Source organism: Pseudomonas sp. AC463 (genome assembly GCF_979253585.1).
Map to the genome: position 1 here is coordinate 22,940 of NZ_CEEDDZ010000006.1, position 16,790 is coordinate 39,729.

The window sequence follows — 16,790 nt, forward strand, 5'->3', positions numbered from 1 at the left end:
AACGGGCGCTCATCAGGTTGAGGCAATCAGATGGCTATGACAGTCCATTGCGATATCGTCAGCGCGGAAGGGGAAATCTTCTCCGGTCTGGTAGAAATGGTGATTGCACACGGCGAACTCGGTGACCTGGGTATTGCCATGGGCCACGCGCCGTTGATCACCAGCTTGAAGCCAGGTCCGATCACGTTGACCAAGCAAGGCGGGGAACGTGAGGTGTTTTACATCTCCGGTGGTTTCCTCGAGGTTCAGCCGAACATGGTCAAGGTACTTGCCGACACCGTGCAACGTGCTGGCGACCTGGATGAAGCCTCCGCTCAGGAAGCCGTCAAGGCTGCTGAGAAGGCCCTGAACGAAAAGGGTGCGGACTTCGACTACAGCGCTGCTGCTGTACGTCTGGCCGAGGCTGCAGCCCAGCTGCGCACGCTCCAGCAGATCCGCAAGAAGTAAGCGGCCACGCCGTCATGCTTCATGCGCGATTGATTAAAAAGGGTAGCCTCGGCTACCCTTTTTCTTTTTCAGCACAACACTTCTCTGGTCTGAAGCCGGACCGCCCAGGATTGGTAGCCATTCATGTCTCTTGAAATCGTCATTCTCGCCGCAGGCCAGGGCACCCGCATGCGCTCGGCCCTGCCCAAGGTGCTGCACCCGGTTGCCGGCAATTCCATGCTTGGCCATGTTATCCACAGCGCCCGGCAGCTGGACCCGCAGCGTATCCACGTGGTGATCGGCCATGGTGCCGACGTGGTGCGTGAGCGCCTGGCCGCAGATGACCTGAATTTCGTGCTGCAAGACAAACAACTCGGCACCGGCCACGCCACCGCGCAGGCCGTGCCGTTCATCACGGCTGACACGGTGCTGATCCTCTACGGCGACGTCCCGCTGATTGAAGTGGAAACCCTGCAACGCCTGCTCAAGCACGTGGTGTCGGGCCAGATGGGCCTGCTCACCGTGGAGCTGGCCGACCCCACCGGTTACGGTCGCATCGTGCGCACGGCCGACGGCCAGGTCGCGGCCATCGTCGAGCACAAAGATGCCAGCGAGGCCCAGCGCGCCATCACCGAGGGCAACACCGGTATTCTCGCCGTGCCTGCCAACAAGCTTGCTGACTGGATGAGCCGCCTGTCCAACAACAACGCCCAGGGCGAGTACTACCTCACCGACGTCATCGAGATGGCCGTGAGTGATGGCCTGCTGGTTGCCACCGAGCAGCCCCACGACCCGATGGAAGTGCAGGGCGCCAACGACCGCAAACAGCTCGCCGAACTTGAGCGTCATTACCAACTGCGCGAAGGCCGCCGCCTGATGGCCCAGGGCGTGACCCTGCGCGACCCGGCCCGCTTCGACATCCGTGGTGAAGTCACCGTAGGCCGCGACGTGCTGATCGACATTAACGTGATCCTCGAAGGTCGCGTGATCATCGAAGACGACGTGGTGATTGGCCCGAACTGCGTGATCAAGGACAGCACTCTGCGCAAAGGCGTGGTGGTGAAAGCCAACAGCCATATCGACGGCGCCGTGATGGGCGAGGGTAGCGATGCCGGGCCGTTTGCGCGGTTGCGCCCGGGTACAGTGATGGGCGCCAGGGCGCATGTCGGCAATTTTGTCGAGCTGAAAAATGCGCGAATGGGTGACGACGCCAAAGCCGGCCACCTGGCCTACCTCGGCGATGCAGTGATCGGGGCCCGCAGCAACATTGGCGCCGGCGCAATCACCTGCAACTACGATGGCGCCAACAAGTACCAGACGACGATTGGTGAGGATGTATTCATTGGCTCCAATAACTCGCTGATTGCACCGGTGAGCATTGGTGATGGGTCGAATACGGCAGCCGGTTCGACCATCAACCAGGATGTGGATAAGTCCCAGCTGGCCGTAGCCCGTGCCCGCCAACGCAACATCGACGGCTGGAAACGCCCGGTCAAAATCAAAAAAACCTGAGTTATCCACAGTCCAATGTGGGTGGGGCTTGCCCCCGATAGCGGTACATCAGTCAGCTTATGCATCGACTGACACACTGCCATCGGGGGCAAGCCCCCTCCCACATTTATTGTGCGGTGTGCAAAAAATCCCGCTTGACGATCTTTCAGCAATAGGTTTTGATTGCCTTCGTTATCTTTCGAAACGAAACTTATCATCGCCATGTCGAAACGAAATACACCCCAACGCCGCCACAACATCCTCGCCTTGCTCATCGAGCAGGGCGAAGTCAGTGTGGATGAATTGGCCAAACGTTTCGAAACTTCGGAAGTGACCATCCGCAAGGACCTGGCCGCCCTCGAAAGCAATGGCCTGCTGCTGCGCCGCTACGGTGGCGCCATCACCATGCCCCAGGAACTGGTGGGCGACTCCGCCCAGCCCGTCTCGGCCTACAAGCGTGCCATCGCTCGCGCTGCCGTAACGCGTCTGCGCGAACACGCGCGCATCATCATCGACAGCGGCAGCACCACGGCGGCGATGATCCCCGAGCTGGGCCACCAGCCTGGCCTGGTGGTGATGACCAACTCCCTGCACGTGGCCAGCGCCTTGAGCGAACTGGAACACGAGCCGGTGCTGCTGATGACCGGCGGCACCTGGGACCCGCATTCGGACTCGTTCCAGGGCCAGGTCGCCGAGCAGGTGCTGCGCTCCTACGACTTTGATCAACTGTTTATCGGCGCCGACGGCATCGACTTGCAGCGCGGTACCACCACCTTCAATGAGCTGCTGGGCCTGAGCCGCGTGATGGCCGAGGTCGCCCGCGAAGTAGTGGTGATGGTCGAATCCGACAAGATCGGCCGCAAGATCCCCAACCTGGAACTGCCCTGGGGCAGCGTCCATACCCTTATTACCGATGATCGCCTGCCGCTCGAGGCCCGCGACCAGATCCAAGCCCGCGGCATTACGCTGATATGCGCGGCAGTCATCTAGGAGAAAACCATGTGTGGAATTGTAGGCGCAGTCGCCGAACGTAACGTTACCGCCATCCTGCTCGAAGGCCTCAAGCGCCTGGAATACCGCGGCTACGACAGCGCCGGTGTGGCGGTCTTCACCAACGCCGGCAAGCTCGAGCGCATGCGTCGCCCGGGCAAGGTCAGCGAGTTGGAACAGGCCCTGGCCGGCGAGCCGCTGGTCGGTCGCCTGGGGATTGCCCACACCCGCTGGGCCACCCACGGCGCGCCGTGCGAACGCAACGCCCACCCGCATTTCTCCGGTGACCTGGCCGTGGTGCACAACGGCATCATCGAAAACCACGAAGTGCTGCGCGAACAGCTCAAGGGCCTGGGCTACGTGTTCACCTCGGACACCGACACCGAAGTCATCGCGCACCTGCTTAACCACAAGCTCAAGGACCTCGGCGACCTCACCGTTGCCCTCAAGGCCACCGTCAAGGAGTTGCATGGTGCCTACGGCCTGGCCGTGGTCAGCGCCAGCCAACCGGACCGCGTAGTCGCCGCCCGCAGCGGCAGCCCGCTGGTGATCGGCCTGGGCCTGGGCGAGAACTTCCTCGCCTCCGACCAACTGGCCCTGCGCCAGGTCACCGACCGCTTCATGTACCTGGAAGAAGGCGATATTGCCGACATCCGCCGTGAAAGCGTGGCGATCTGGGACGTTAACGGCAACTCCGTCGAGCGCGAAGCCGTGCAATACCGCGATGGCGCCGAAGCCGCCGACAAGGGCGAGTACCGCCACTTCATGCTCAAGGAAATCCACGAGCAACCGGCCGTGGTGCAGCGCACACTCGAAGGTCGTCTTGGCGACAAGCAGGTGCTGGTCAACGCCTTCGGCCCGCAAGCCGCCGAGTTGTTCGCCAAAGTGCGCAATGTGCAGATCGTTGCATGCGGCACCAGCTACCACGCCGGCATGGTTGCGCGTTACTGGCTGGAAGAACTGGCCGGCATCCCGTGCCAGGTCGAAGTCGCCAGCGAATTCCGCTACCGCAAGGTGGTGGTGCAGCCGGACACCCTGTTTGTGACCATCTCCCAGTCGGGCGAAACCGCCGACACCCTTGCCGCGCTGCGCAACGCCAAGGAGCTGGGCTTCCTCGCCAGCCTGGCGATCTGCAACGTCAGCATCAGCTCGCTGGTGCGTGAATCCGACCTGACCCTGCTGACCCAGGCCGGTCGCGAAATCGGCGTGGCCTCCACCAAAGCCTTCACCACCCAGCTGGTTGGCTTGCTGCTGCTGACCCTGTCCCTTGGGCAGGTGCGTGGCACCTTGGCCGACGGCATCGAAGCCCGCCTGGTGGAAGAACTGCGCCGCCTGCCGACCCGATTGGGCGAAGCTTTGGCGATGGACAGCGTGGTGGAAAAAGTCGCCGAACTGTTCGCCGACAAAAACCACACCCTGTTCCTCGGCCGTGGCGCGCAATACCCGGTGGCGATGGAAGGCTCGCTCAAGCTCAAGGAAATTTCGTACATCCACGCCGAAGCCTACCCGGCCGGTGAGCTCAAGCACGGCCCCCTGGCCCTGGTGGATGACGACATGCCGGTGGTCACCGTGGCGCCAAACAACGAACTGCTGGAAAAACTCAAATCCAACCTGCAGGAAGTGCGCGCCCGTGGCGGCCAACTGATCGTATTCGCCGACGAAAAAGCCGGTATGACCAACGGCGAAGGCACCCACGTCATCAACATGCCGCACATCCACGACACCCTGTCGCCGATCCTCTACACCATCCCGCTGCAGCTGCTGTCGTACTACGTGGCCGTGCTCAAGGGCACCGACGTTGACCAGCCGCGTAACCTGGCGAAGTCGGTAACGGTGGAGTAACACGCCACACCCTGGAGGCCCTTCTTCGGGCCTCCAGCCCCCTCGAAAGGATTCGAACCCGATGCACACCCCCTCCCAGCTCCACGCACGTCTGAACAACCGCAGTTTCACCGTCGCCAACAATACCCAAGGGCTGTCCGGCGCTGGCACGGTGTTCCATTACCTTGTCGACGGTGATGCGATTTCCGGCACCTATCAAGGCGGCCGAATCCGCTTGGGTACGCAGGTCGGCCGGGTGACGGGCGCCGATACCATCGAGCTGCTTTTTCAGTGTCTGACGCTGGACGGTGAGCTGCTGTCCGGCTGGTCGCGTGGGACGGTCGGTGTGGACGCTGTGGGGCTTACCATGCTGCGTTTCGAATGGGGCTGGTTGTCGGGTGCCACCGGTGGTGGCGAATCGAGCTATCTGGAGCTTGCCTCGCGTTAACTACCTCTGGTTGGTTCTGTGAGCCAATTTCTGTGACGAAGACGCCTGATCACGGCACAAACTCCACCTTCAACCCCCGGCTCGCACTGCGCCCCTGGTCATCACTGACCCGCAACCGATAGTCCCCCGACTTGCCCGGCCGCCAGTTCAGCGTGCTTTGCGGCGGGCCCTGGCCGATCAGGGTTTGATCAGCAAACCAATACAGCGTCGCTGCATCGCTGGCCGCATTGGCGTTCAGCGGGATGCTTTCCTGGTGTTGGGACAGGCGCAGCTGGTAGCTCACCTGGGTCAGCGGCGAGCGGATCTGCGGCGCTTCGCTCCCGTCGCTGATGCGGTTGGGCTGGCAGTTTTTCATTACGCTGGGCGGCGTGCGCCGCGGCAGGCCGGCGGCGCGGTACAGGCGCTGGATGTCGCTGGGCCAGAACTCGAAGACTTCTTCACGGGTGTATTGCGCCTCGAACGGCGGGCATGCGGCCTTGCCGGTGCGGGTGTCGATCAGTACCGGACGGTGCAGGTTGGACACGCGAATCGGCGAGACGCCGGGGATGTACCAGGTCTTGCGGGTTTGCGGGCACCAGCGGTTGGGCAGCTCGCCGGAAGCGGCGCACACGTCGATGCGCACCAGCCCGACGGGCGGCTTGTCGGGCTTGATCACCACGTTGGGCAAGGCCAGGGGCAGGGCGTCGGCGATACGGAAGAACAGCGGCGCAGCGGTCTTGGCGCCGATAAACGCCGGGTTCGGCCGCCCGTCAAAGTTGCCCACCCACACCACCAGCACGTACGGGCCGACCAAGCCTGCACTCCAGGCATCGTGAAAGCCCCAGGAGGTGCCGGTTTTCCAGGCGGTGCGCCAGTGGCGGCCGGGCAGGCCATCCGGGCGCGGGTTGCGCCGCAACATGTCGCGCACCATAAACGCGGCTTGGGGCGTGAGCAGCTGTGGGCCGGCCGATTGCGGTTGTTCCTGCATATAGCGCAACTGCCGCAAATGCCCGTCGCCGGCCAGCATCACATACAAGCGCGCCAGCTCCTCCGGGGTCATCTCACCGCCGCCAAGGGCCAGGGCCAGGCCGTAATGGCTCTCGTCGCGCAGGCCCTTGATGCCGGCGCGTTGCAACAAGCCATACAACGAAGGCGACTTGACCTGGCTGGCCAGCCACACCGCCGGGATATTGCGACTACGGATCAAGGCATCGCGCGCCGTCAGCGGCCCGACAAAACTGCCGTCGAAATTTTCCGGCTGGAAGTAGCCAAAGTTACTGGGCAAGTCCTTGAGGATGCTCATGGGGTGGATGACCCCTTGATCCAGCGCCAGCCCATACAGGAATGGCTTGAGGGTCGACCCCGGTGAGCGCCGCGCCAGCACGCCGTTGACCTGGCCGTGAATGCCTGTGGATAAGTAGTCTGCCGAGCCCACCAGGGCCTTGACGCTCTGGTCGCGGCTGTCGATGAGTATCGCCGTGGCGTTTTCCACCCCGGTGCTGCGGCGTTCGGCAATAAAGCCGGTGATCAAGCGCTCCAGCAATTGCTGCAAGGGCAGGTTGAGGGTGCTGTTGATCTCATTGCCGGTCTGGGTTGCCAGCAGTTGCTCGCTCAGGTGCGGTGCCAGAAACGGGAGCTGCTGGCGGTTGCGCGCTTCCAGGGGCAGGTCGAGCAAACTGTCGTTGCGCGGGTCTTGTGGATAAGTCTCGCGCCAATCGGCCATCAAGCGCAGCCGCGCGTTTTGCAGCGACGGCCCAAAGCGCGCACGCCGCCCCGGCTGCTGAGGAATCACCGCCAATGCCAATGCTTCCGACAGCGACAACTGCGCCGCCGATTTGCCGAAGTAAATCCGGCTGGCCGCCTCGGCGCCTTCGATATTGCCGCCCATGGGCGCCAGGTTCAGGTAGGCCTCGAGGATGTCGTGCTTGCTGTAGCGCGCTTCCAGCCACAGCGCCAGCGCCATCTGCTGCAGCTTGCCCGGCACCTGGCGCGTGTTCAGGTCCCACAGGCGCCGCGCCAGTTGCATACTCAACGTCGAGCCGCCCTGGCGCTGGCCGCCGCTGTAGGTGGCGAGGGCCGCGCGCAGCAACGCCGGAGGGTTGATCCCCGGGTGCCAATAGAAATTGCGGTCTTCCTTGAGCAGCAAGGCCTCGACCAGTGAAGGAGACATCCGCTCCAGCGGTAGCCAGAGTCGGTATTGGCCGTCATCCGCCAGCGTCATGCGTAGCAGCGAGCCGTCGTCGGCCAGCACCACCCTTGAAGACGTTACCGCCTGTTCCAGCGGGGCATGCGGCCATAGCCGCAATCCCGCCAGCAGAGCCGCCGCTACCAGCAGCGGCGGCGCCAGGCGTTTAAGGCTTGGTAATTTCAAGCTGGCCTACTTTGCCGCGCCCTTGCAGGGTGGTTTCGTACATGCCCTCGGCGTAGGCCGGTGGCGTATTGAAGGTCCCTGCGTTGGTGGCGCGCACGCGGTAAACGAAAGTGCCTACGTCGCGCAGCGCAGTGCCGTACAACACCACCCGATCATCACGTACATCCACGTACTCCGGCTGCCAGGTACTCAGCTCGGTTTCGCCGATCGGTGCCTGCCAGGTCTCAGCCTCTTCGTCGCCGGCTTCCACGTACTCGGATTCTTCACCCTCACTCTCCTCGGAGCTGGCGGCTTCCGGCTCCGGCGGCAAGTTATACACAGGCTCGACGCCACCTGGCAGCAGGTCGACCACGGCCACTTGCTGCACCTGGTCACGGTCGGTGGCGCGCAGGCGCAGGCGCACCAGGAACTCATCGCCCACCGCCACTTTGCTCACCGGCTCGCCTTTGAGGTCGAGGTATTCGTGGATGATTTCCAGGCCATTGGTGATGGGCTTGAGCTTGGCGCCCTTGTCGAAACCGGCTTCGCTGAGCATGTAGAACGCAGCTGGGCCGTCGGATTTTTCCATGACCAGCTTTTGCGTGGCGCCCGGTACGGCAGCGCGTGGCGGCTGGCCGGCCATTTCCAGCAGTTGTTGCTGCTTGTCACCCAGCCAGGCCGTGGCTTTGAGGGTCATGTCGCTCTGTGCACGCTGGCCGTAGTTGTCCAGGGCGCGCAGTAACAGGGCGGCCGACAGCGAGTTGTAACGTTGCTCGTTGAGGCGCTTGCCGAGTTTATCCAGCAAGGCCACCGGCACGTCGTCCAGCAGCTCGGGGAAGTGCCGCGCCAGCAGGTGCAGGTGTTCGGCATCGTGTACCAGCGCGTCGTAATACAGGCCGTCGCTGTCCCACTTATCCACAAGGGAGCGCCATGGGACCTTGCGCAACAGCGTATCCGCCTGGCGATCCTGCTTGAGCAGCTTGTAGCTGGCGGCCAGGTATGCGGCGCCAAGGTCGTTCTGCCAACTGTCCTTGAAGTAGCTTTCGTAACGTTCGCGGATATCGCTCAAGGCGCCGCTCACCAGAATCCCCTGACGGCTCAACAGGTAACTGGCATAGGCGCGGTTGCGTAATTCCGACAGGCCTTCGCTCGGGCCGTTGGCCAGGTCTGTCAGATAAGCGTTCGAGCGCACCAGCAAGTCTTCCGGCACCGGCAGCCCGCGTTCCCTGGCTTCGATCAGGAAGTCGGTGGCGTACAGGCTGGCGTACGGCGCCACATCCGGGTTGGCCGCCCACAAACCGAAGCCGCCGGCCTGGTTCTGACGCTGGCGCAACATGCGCACCGCGCTGCTGAAGGCCTGTTCGGCTTCTGGCGCACTGCCGCCCCAGATCAACGCCGGCATGGCCTTGGACACCAATTGCTCGGTGCAGGCATAGCCGTAGTCATCCAGATAATTTTTGAGGCCGTTGGCCCATACCAGTGGCGAAGCAGCGACGCCCAGTTGCACGTCGCGCAGTTGGGTGAACAGTTCGCGCGTGGGTTTGAGCTCTTTGCTGGCGCTGTCGAAGCGGCCCAGGCTCAGGGCCACGCGGTGCTCGCTCAGCGGGCGGATCGAGGTGGTTTCCGCCACCTGGATGCGCTTGCCATCCGGCAATACCGCGACAAAACGCAGGTCCGCCGACCCGAGGGTGTCGCCGACCTTGATCTTGAACTCGGCGGTGCCTTCCTTGCGCGGTTGCAGGGACAGGGTGCTGCCCTTGTCGCCCTGCACCACCAGGCCGGCGCTGGTCTGTACTTCAAACTTCACATCCGCCGCCGCGTCGAGGTTGCTGAACACCCCGGCGCTTACGTTGAACACATCCCCCGGCGCCACAAAGGCCGGCACGTTGTGTGTGATCACAAGCGGCCCGCGCACTTCGGTGTTGGCCTCGCTGACCCCCACGCTGTCGCTATCCACCGCCACGGCAAACAGGTGCAGCTTGCCGTTGAAGCTGTCCGGCACCTGGTAATGCAGCACGGTTTCACCGGCTGGCAGGTCGACCAAGCCAGACCACCAGGCCACCGGCGGCTGATGTTTACGCTTGAACGGGTTGAGGTGGTTGGCCAGCGCGCCTTCGGTATCGCCACCGGGCGCTGCCCCACTGAGCAGGCGGCTGAATTCCGGCAGGATCAGGTCAAGAATCTGACTGGTACCGACTTCCAGCGCACGCTTCTGGAAGAAGAAGCCCAGCGGGTCGGGCGTCTGGTAGCGCGCCACTTGCAGGATGCCTTCATCCACTGCGTAGATCACCGCACGGCCTGGACGGTCGGCATTGACCTTGATATCGAGCATTTGCCCCGGCTCGATCTTCGCCGGCCCTTCTACCTTCAGCGCCATTCGCCTTGCATCCAGGTTGATGCTGAACGGCACCACGCCGTAGGACAGCGGGCTCATGTAGACCTCGGCCGAGCCCATGTCCCGCACAAACTGCACGTTGACGTAGGCATTGCCCTCAAGCCCTGCGGGAACGCGGATATGTTGCACGCTGTTGGTGCTGTCGGCCTTGAACCATTGCTGGGTGTAGACCTTGTCGCGCTCGATGGTGATCAAGCCGGCGCCGGTGTAGGGCGCGCGGATACTGATCGCGATCTCATCGCCAGTGGCGTAGCTGCGCTTATCCAGGCGCAGTTGCAACTCGGCGTTACGCTCCAGGGAACGCGAGGTGTTGCCACGCCCGGCCACGCTGTAGTCGATCTGGTTGAGCAGGTTGCCGTTGGCATCCTTGAGTTGCAGGGTGTAATCCCCCGGCGTGCCGGTGTTCAGCGCCTGCTTGGCGCCTTCCTTGGTCATCACCAGCGGTGCGGCCGGCTGGCTGATGTTCTTGATGCGCGACTCGTATTTGTAGGTGCCGTTGGACTGTTTCACCAGCACCGACACATAACGGTGCTCGACCACCTCGCTGATCAGGCCGTCGACCGCCAGTGGCGTAAGGTCCGGCGCGACGGCCAGCCATTGCACCTGGCGCGGCGCATCCTTGGCGACGTACGACAGCGAATCCTGACTTTTCACACCCACCAGATACGGCGCGGACGACACCAGCAGCGCACTTTGCGCCGCCACGTTACGGCCACCTTCGGCCTCGAACACCTGGGTAGCCACTTGCAGGCGATAGGTGCTGCTGGCGAAGCGTTGCAGGTTGAGGTCAAGGACGGCTTGGCCGTTATCGTCCACGGTGGTTTCGGCCAGGTCTTCGGTGCTGGCGTCTTCCAGGGAATCATTCAGGCGGAAGCGATAATCCGGGTAGCGGTCGAAGGCTGCAAGCGTCGGGCTCAGGGACATTTTCGCGGTCACGCGGCGGCCAGTTGCCGGGGCGCCGAACAGGTGCATCGCGGTGACTTTGGCTACCACCTGGTCCGGCGCAATCCAGCCCTGCACCGGCGTGTCGTGCAGGCTCAGGCTGACCTTCATGCGGTCCGGTTCAAAATCACGCACCTTGAAGCTCACGCTGCCCAGGTCGGTGCGGGTCTGCTTCTGGCCAATCAACTGCAGGGTCGCGGTGTACTCCCCGGCGGGGGCGACTTCGCTGCTGGGGAAATCAAAGGTTTCAAACCCGCTGGCAGACAGCTTCAGCGGCTGGCGAATCACCTCCAGGCCACGCGGGTCGGTGATTTGCAGCTCCACCGGCAGGCCTTGCAGGGCGCCTTTCCAGTTGCCGCTGCGCACAATCATGCCCAGGTGCGCGGTTTCGCCGGGTCGGTACAGGCCGCGGTCGGTGAACAGGTAAGCGCTGAGGCGATCAATCGCACCGTCTTCTTCCAGACCACCTATATCAAAGCGCGACAAATCCAGCTGCTGGGACTGGCGCGCAATCGGCAGGAACGACTGGTCATTACCGCGTGTGACCACATACATCAGTGGCGTTTTCTCGCGGCGCAGTTCATCCAGCTTGGCGAAATGCACATGGCCTTCGCCATCGGTACGGCCACTGCTGACCGGCAGACCGTTGCGGCCAATGATGTCGACTTGCGCGTCGGCGACCGGCGATCCGTTGCCGATGGATTGCACAAACACATCATGGCTGCCGTCGCTGGAACGCTTGGCGATGATGCCCAGGTCCGTCACCACGATAAACCGCAGGTCGCTGGTGCTGCTGCGGTCGTACTCGAATGTTCGCGGGGCCGGGTCATCCTGGGGGCTGAGCTTGAGTACGAAAATGCCGCGTCGGCCGCCATTGGCGGTGAGGTAGTGGCTGAGGTCCACGTTGTCGTACACGGTTTTGGCCGGGTCATTGGACGACAGTGGAATGTCCAGGGACTCACGCTCGACCATGCGATCGAAGTATTCGTTGCCGAAGTTGGGCCGGGCGAAGCTGCCGCTGCTCTGGTCCACCAGGTGTTGCAGTTGGTTGGGCAGCAGGCGGGCGATCTCCACATGGGCGCCGGGCACGCCACGCGCCATGAAGCCCAGGCGTTTTTCGCCAGTGAGGCTGAGCAGGGCGCCGTCGGACAGGAACTGCAAAGTGCGTGGGTAGGCCGGCATGCTCAGCAGCGAGGCCGTAGGATTTTTCGCCAGATAGCCGCCGATGGCTTCCAGGTTGGCCGGCACCCGCACATACAACGCGCGACCCGCCGGGGCCTTGAATTTGAAGGCGTGCAGGGTGTTCAGCGGTTCGACGCTGGGTACGTGGGTCAGGCTGATTTTGCTGCTGCGGGCAAGCAGCGCGTCGTCGATGTCGTTGCTGCTGTAAGGGCGCGTGTCATCCTGGGCTTTTTCCGGCAGCAGCCAGGCCTGGACCTTACCGGCGATGGTGTCATCGGCTACGGCGCTGGAGCTGCTGAACATCAGCACCGGCTCCGGCTCACCGCGCTGGTTATCCACAAAGCTGACGTCGGCGCCGGTAAAGGTCAGGCGATAGCGACCGGGTACGGTGACTTCGGCCACCAGCGGCGCGGTACTGGCGTTGCCGCCGTCGCGGGCCTTGATGCCTTCATCGAGCTTGGCGCTGACCGGCGTGCTTTCCAGCGGCGTGGCCAAGGCGGCGGAGCGTACATAGGCGTTGAGCTTGGTGTCGTCGAAGGTGATTTCCGGGCGATTGGGCAACTGGGCATCACGATACGCCAGGCCTTTGCCGAGGGTGACGGACACGCGTTTGCGTAGGCTTTCTTCATCCACCGGGTGGGAAAACCGGAAGGTGGCTACCAGCTGTTTCAGCGTTGGGTTGGAGGGGTCTTGGTACAACTCGTTTTGCGCCAGGGTGGCGTGGAACGGTTGGGTAGAGAATTGAGTGCTGTATTGGTCGAGCAGTACGCCGTCGGCCAGCAGGTTTTTCCTGGCCAGGTCGAGGGTGTAATGGGCGTCTACCGGCCAGTCTTTTTCCGGCACGAACAGCAAGGTGCGGTCATCGGACCAGCGCCAGGTGCCCGCCACCTCGGGTTTGAGGGTGATGCCTTCGGTTACCGGTTTGCCGATGGCCGCCAATGGCGCCACGGATTCGGCAAAGCGCACCTGCAAGTTATCCACAACCGGCGGCTGCTGGGTGTAGTTGGTGAGGTTGGGCTTGTGCAGCGAATAGCTCGCCGTGTGCGGCTGCGGCAGGTTGGAATACCAGTGCCAGCCGTAATAGCCGGCGGCGACCAGTAGCACCAGGCTCAACACCCCGGCACCGGCCTGGCGCGGGTAAGCGCGGGCCTTGTTGCCCAGGTTCGCCAGGCCACGGCCGATGGCGCGCAGCCAGAACGGCGGATGCCATTGGCCGAAAACGGCCCCCACCACGGTCATGAACGCGCCGACAATACGGCGGCTGATCGCTTTGAACGAATCGAACATGGTGAGCATCCCTGGCTAAGTGCGGCGTATCTTACAGCGTCTTTGATACAAAAGATGTGGGAGGGGGCTGGGTCCCGATGGCGGTGTGTCAGGCACAACATTCAGTGACTGAGCCACGGCTATCGGGGTCAAGCCCCCCTCCCACATTTTGATCTTCATTGGGGTTGAGAGGGGGGGCAGGTCAGGTCCACCAGTAGCGCACAAGGTGGAAGAAGATCGGCGCGGCGAAGCACACCGAATCCAGCCGATCCAGCATGCCGCCGTGGCCTTCGATCATATGGCCCCAGTCCTTCACGCCGCGGTCGCGCTTGATCGCCGACATGACGATGCCGCCGGCAAACCCGAGCAGGTTGATCAACAGTGCAATCAGGAACGACTGCCACGGGTTGAACGGCGTGGTCCACCACAGCGCCGCACCAATCAGCGATGACAGCAGAATCCCGCCGACGAAGCCTTCCACCGTCTTGGACGGCGACAGGTTGGGCGCGATCTTGTGTTTGCCGAACAGTTTGCCGCACACGTACTGCAACACGTCCGACAGCTGCACGACGATCACCAGGTAGGCGATCAGCAGCAGGTTGCGGCCTTCGTAGCCGGGGATGTCGAGGGTCAGCAGCGCGGGCACGAACGATACGCAGAACACCGCGATCATCAGCCCCCATTGCACCTTGGAGGCGCGTTCGAGGAAGTGCGTGGTGTCGCCGCCCAGCGAGGCGAGGATCGGCAGCAGCAAAAACACATACACGGGGATAAAGATCGAGAACAGCCCGTACCAGTCCGAGTAGATCAGCAGGTATTGCAGCGGCAGGGCCAGGTAGAACGCGGCCACCAGCGCCGGGTAGTCGCTGCGGCGGGTGGGGGTGAGTGTGAGGAATTCACGCAGCGCGTAGAACGATACCGCGTAGAACAGCAGGATCACCGCACCGGTGCCGAGCCAGAAGGCGATGCCGATCACCACGACCATCACCCACCAGGCGTTGATGCGCGCGTTGAGGTTGTCGATCACCGCATTCGGCGTGCCACGGGTGCGCAGCTTGAGGATCAGGCCGATCAGCGAGGCCAGCACCAGGATCGCGCCGATCCCGCCGAACAACATCAGGGTTTGGCTATCCATCTCAGACATGCTCCGGGGCGAGGGCGAGCAGGGCGTCGCGGGTGCGGGCGAGGAAGGCGCCTTTGTCTTCGCCTTCCTCCAGTTGCAACGGCGCGCCGAAGCTGGTGGTGCACAGCAAAGGCAGCGGCAATACGCGGCCCTTGGGCATGACCCGGTTGAGATTGGCGATCCACACGGGGATCAACTCGGCCTGTGGGTAACTTTTTGCCAAGTGGTACAAGCCGCTTTTGAACGGCAGCAAGCCGTCCTCCAGATTGCGTGTGCCTTCGGGGAAGATGATCAGCGAGTCGCCGCCTTCCAGGGCCGCGAGCATGGGCTGCAAGGGGTTATCCACAGGGTCTTTGCGTTCACGGTCGATCAGCACGCCGTTGAACACGCGGTTGATGATGTAGCGGCGCAGCGCGCTTTTATTCCAGTAATCGCTGCCGGCCACCGGGCGCGTGAATTTGCGCAGGTTCTGCGGCAGCGAAGCCCACAGCAACACGAAGTCGCCGTGGCTGCTGTGGTTGGCGAAATAGATGCGTTGCACCGGAACCGGCGCGCAGCCCAGCCACAGGCTGCGGGCGCCGGTGACAGTGCGGGCCATGGAGGTTATCAGCGTGGCGACCACGGGTTCGAACATGGGGTTTCCTTATCCGGCGAAAGGCAGCCAAGGGCTGGCGAGGATCACGCCCAGGGTCAGCAGCGCTTGCGCGCCCAGCAGCCAGGCTTGTTTGCGCAACAGTTTGAGGGCGCCGCGACGGCGCTCGGTCCACGGCCGCCCGGCACGCTTGGGCGATTGCAGGCCAAGGGTTTGCAGGGCCTGGTCGAGGTCGCCGGTACGGTCGGTGTCGCGAGCCAGCAGGGCGAACAGGTCGGCGTCGAAGGCCACGCGCAGCGCCCAGTACTTTTGCAGTAGCCCGAGAATAATCATCCACAGGCTGAGCAACAGGCAGATCGTGGAAATACTCGCCATCAGCAGCTGGGCGAGGCCGAATACCACGCCTGCAACGGTCAGGCCTGTGGATAACTGATCCAGCGAACGCCCACGCCGTAACAGGCTGGCGACCACCTGGAGTTCCATATCAGCTGGCATGGGATAACCCCTCCAAAGCTTCACGGTGTGCGGGGTGCAGGACCACATTGGCCCGCGCTGTACGAATAATAGTCAGCGCCTGGTCAACCGTGGTGGCGCGCCCTGTGTGCAGCAGCCAAGCGGCGACGGCGGTGGCGCTGCGTGAGTAGCCCAGGGCGCAGCACACCAGCAACGGGCCGCTGGCGCGCAGGCGTTCGATGGCCTCGGCGGCTTGCTGGCATTCGGCAGGGGTTGGGGCAATCAGGTCCAGCACCGGGACGCATTGGTAGGCGCGGCCCTGTGGATTAATCGGCAGTTCAGCACACAGATCAACGATGGCCTTGAATGGATCCTGCTCTTTCGAAGCGGGAATTCGCCCGAGCCAAACGTTATCCACAATCAAATCCGGTTGTGGATGCTTACGTGTCCACAGCCGTGAGTTGATCCACGCCGCAGCCAGGTACGGCGCGTACAGCCAGCGGGCCGCCGGTGTGAGGCTGCCATCGGCACGCTTCTGAAAGCCCGCCGCGCCGAGCACGAAGTAGTTGGCCTTGATCAAGCCCAGGGACACCGCCGGCCAGAGCAGCCACAGCCAACCACCGCCGAGGCTGAATGCCATGATGACCAGCGCCAGCGCGCCCAGGCCATAGCGCGCACCCAGGCGCCAACGCTTGCGATCCCGGGTAAGCCGCGCATTCAGCAGCGGGCTCGGGTGTTCCACCGGCCACAGCCACACGCAAAGCCAGCCGGCGAGGGCGCCTGTGGGTAAGTCGATAAAGTGATGTTGATAAGTGGTCAGCACCGAAATGCCGATCAACCCGAACCAGCCATGCACCACCCAGCGCCAAAGCCCTTGGGTGTGGCGCTGGTACATGACCCACAGGATCACCAGCAACGCGATATGCAGCGACGGCGCCTGGTTGAACGGTTTATCGAAGCCTGCCAGTACGGCAAACAGCCAGCCGAACACGCCATCCAGCTCTGGCCGTTCGAAGGTGAAGCGCAGCGGCCAGAGCAGGAAGCAACTCACTGCAATCAGCTGGGCACTCAGCAGGCGCAGCGCGTGTTGTTTCAGCTCATGCCGGCTATTGGGCAGCAGCAGCGAGAAACCGTAGAGCAAGTCGATGGACCAGTAGGGCACGATGGTCCACGCCCAAAACGGCATATGGGTTTCCCAGCCGAACACCAGGGTGCCGACGTCGCTGCGCTGGCTGGTGACCCAGGTGGCAAAGCCGTAGGTGCTGAAAAACAGCGGCGCCAACAGCAGCAGCCAGAGAAACGCGGGCTTCAGTAAACCGGGTTCGCGCATGC

11 protein-coding genes are annotated in these 16,790 nt (G+C 63.1%); 5 read left to right on the forward strand and 6 right to left on the reverse strand.

The window, feature by feature from the left end; genetic code table 11:
• Window positions 1-30: 30 nt before the first annotated feature.
• From AC0IYH_RS08875 to AC0IYH_RS08895, 5 genes are all read left to right on the forward strand, one after another.
• Window positions 31-447 (forward strand): F0F1 ATP synthase subunit epsilon, encoded by a 417-nt coding sequence (locus AC0IYH_RS08875; RefSeq protein ID WP_032885166.1) that lies wholly within the window; start codon window positions 31-33, stop codon window positions 445-447.
• A gap of 123 nt (window positions 448-570) precedes the next feature.
• On the forward strand, window positions 571-1,938 hold the full coding sequence (gene glmU / locus AC0IYH_RS08880) for a bifunctional UDP-N-acetylglucosamine diphosphorylase/glucosamine-1-phosphate N-acetyltransferase GlmU (protein ID WP_471833908.1): 1,368 nt from the start codon (window positions 571-573) through the stop codon (window positions 1,936-1,938).
• A gap of 201 nt (window positions 1,939-2,139) precedes the next feature.
• Window positions 2,140-2,907: a DeoR/GlpR family DNA-binding transcription regulator gene (locus AC0IYH_RS08885; RefSeq protein ID WP_471833910.1), complete on the forward strand. Its 768-nt coding sequence runs from the start codon at window positions 2,140-2,142 to the stop codon at window positions 2,905-2,907.
• 9 nt (window positions 2,908-2,916) lie between these two features.
• On the forward strand, window positions 2,917-4,749 hold the full coding sequence (gene glmS, locus AC0IYH_RS08890) for a glutamine--fructose-6-phosphate transaminase (isomerizing) (RefSeq protein WP_122774451.1): 1,833 nt from the start codon (window positions 2,917-2,919) through the stop codon (window positions 4,747-4,749).
• Between the two features lie 61 nt (window positions 4,750-4,810).
• Window positions 4,811-5,176, forward strand: a complete 366-nt coding sequence (locus AC0IYH_RS08895; protein WP_471833912.1) for an avidin-fold protein — start codon at window positions 4,811-4,813, stop codon at window positions 5,174-5,176.
• A 49-nt stretch (window positions 5,177-5,225) separates the two neighbouring features.
• Here AC0IYH_RS08895 and pbpC read toward each other — a convergent pair whose 3' ends face one another.
• The 6 genes from pbpC to AC0IYH_RS08925 form a co-directional block, all read right to left on the reverse strand.
• Entirely contained in the window at window positions 5,226-7,526 is a 2,301-nt protein-coding gene (pbpC, locus tag AC0IYH_RS08900; RefSeq protein WP_471833914.1) for a penicillin-binding protein 1C, read from the reverse strand.
• Window positions 7,507-13,311, reverse strand: coding sequence for an MG2 domain-containing protein (locus AC0IYH_RS08905; protein ID WP_471833916.1), 5,805 nt, complete (start codon window positions 13,309-13,311; stop codon window positions 7,507-7,509). The genes pbpC and AC0IYH_RS08905 overlap by 20 nt, the downstream gene beginning before the upstream one ends.
• A gap of 181 nt (window positions 13,312-13,492) precedes the next feature.
• Window positions 13,493-14,425, reverse strand: a complete 933-nt coding sequence (locus AC0IYH_RS08910) for a phosphatidate cytidylyltransferase (RefSeq protein ID WP_032885177.1) — start codon at window positions 14,423-14,425, stop codon at window positions 13,493-13,495.
• A gap of 1 nt (window position 14,426) precedes the next feature.
• On the reverse strand, window positions 14,427-15,047 hold the full coding sequence (locus AC0IYH_RS08915) for a lysophospholipid acyltransferase family protein (protein WP_122774465.1): 621 nt from the start codon (window positions 15,045-15,047) through the stop codon (window positions 14,427-14,429).
• A 9-nt stretch (window positions 15,048-15,056) separates the two neighbouring features.
• Window positions 15,057-15,500, reverse strand: coding sequence for a hypothetical protein (locus AC0IYH_RS08920; protein WP_116627093.1), 444 nt, complete (start codon window positions 15,498-15,500; stop codon window positions 15,057-15,059).
• Window positions 15,490-16,788, reverse strand: coding sequence for a phosphatase PAP2/dual specificity phosphatase family protein (locus AC0IYH_RS08925; protein WP_471833918.1), 1,299 nt, complete (start codon window positions 16,786-16,788; stop codon window positions 15,490-15,492). The genes AC0IYH_RS08920 and AC0IYH_RS08925 overlap by 11 nt, the downstream gene beginning before the upstream one ends.
• Window positions 16,789-16,790: the final 2 nt, after the last annotated feature.

What these genes read in the sequence shown, in the direction of transcription:
- AC0IYH_RS08915 (WP_122774465.1), bottom strand. Translation starts at nt 15,047, where the DNA reads ATGTTCGAACCCGTGGTCGCCACGCTGATAACCTCCATGGCCCGCACT.
- AC0IYH_RS08925 (WP_471833918.1), bottom strand. Translation starts at nt 16,788, where the DNA reads ATGCGCGAACCCGGTTTACTGAAGCCCGCGTTTCTCTGGCTGCTGCTG.
- AC0IYH_RS08905 (WP_471833916.1), bottom strand. Translation starts at nt 13,311, where the DNA reads ATGTTCGATTCGTTCAAAGCGATCAGCCGCCGTATTGTCGGCGCGTTC.
- glmU (WP_471833908.1), top strand. Translation starts at nt 571, where the DNA reads ATGTCTCTTGAAATCGTCATTCTCGCCGCAGGCCAGGGCACCCGCATG.
- AC0IYH_RS08875 (WP_032885166.1), top strand. Translation starts at nt 31, where the DNA reads ATGGCTATGACAGTCCATTGCGATATCGTCAGCGCGGAAGGGGAAATC.
- glmS (WP_122774451.1), top strand. Translation starts at nt 2,917, where the DNA reads ATGTGTGGAATTGTAGGCGCAGTCGCCGAACGTAACGTTACCGCCATC.
- AC0IYH_RS08885 (WP_471833910.1), top strand. Translation starts at nt 2,140, where the DNA reads ATGTCGAAACGAAATACACCCCAACGCCGCCACAACATCCTCGCCTTG.
- AC0IYH_RS08920 (WP_116627093.1), bottom strand. Translation starts at nt 15,500, where the DNA reads ATGCCAGCTGATATGGAACTCCAGGTGGTCGCCAGCCTGTTACGGCGT.
- AC0IYH_RS08895 (WP_471833912.1), top strand. Translation starts at nt 4,811, where the DNA reads ATGCACACCCCCTCCCAGCTCCACGCACGTCTGAACAACCGCAGTTTC.
- AC0IYH_RS08910 (WP_032885177.1), bottom strand. Translation starts at nt 14,425, where the DNA reads ATGGATAGCCAAACCCTGATGTTGTTCGGCGGGATCGGCGCGATCCTG.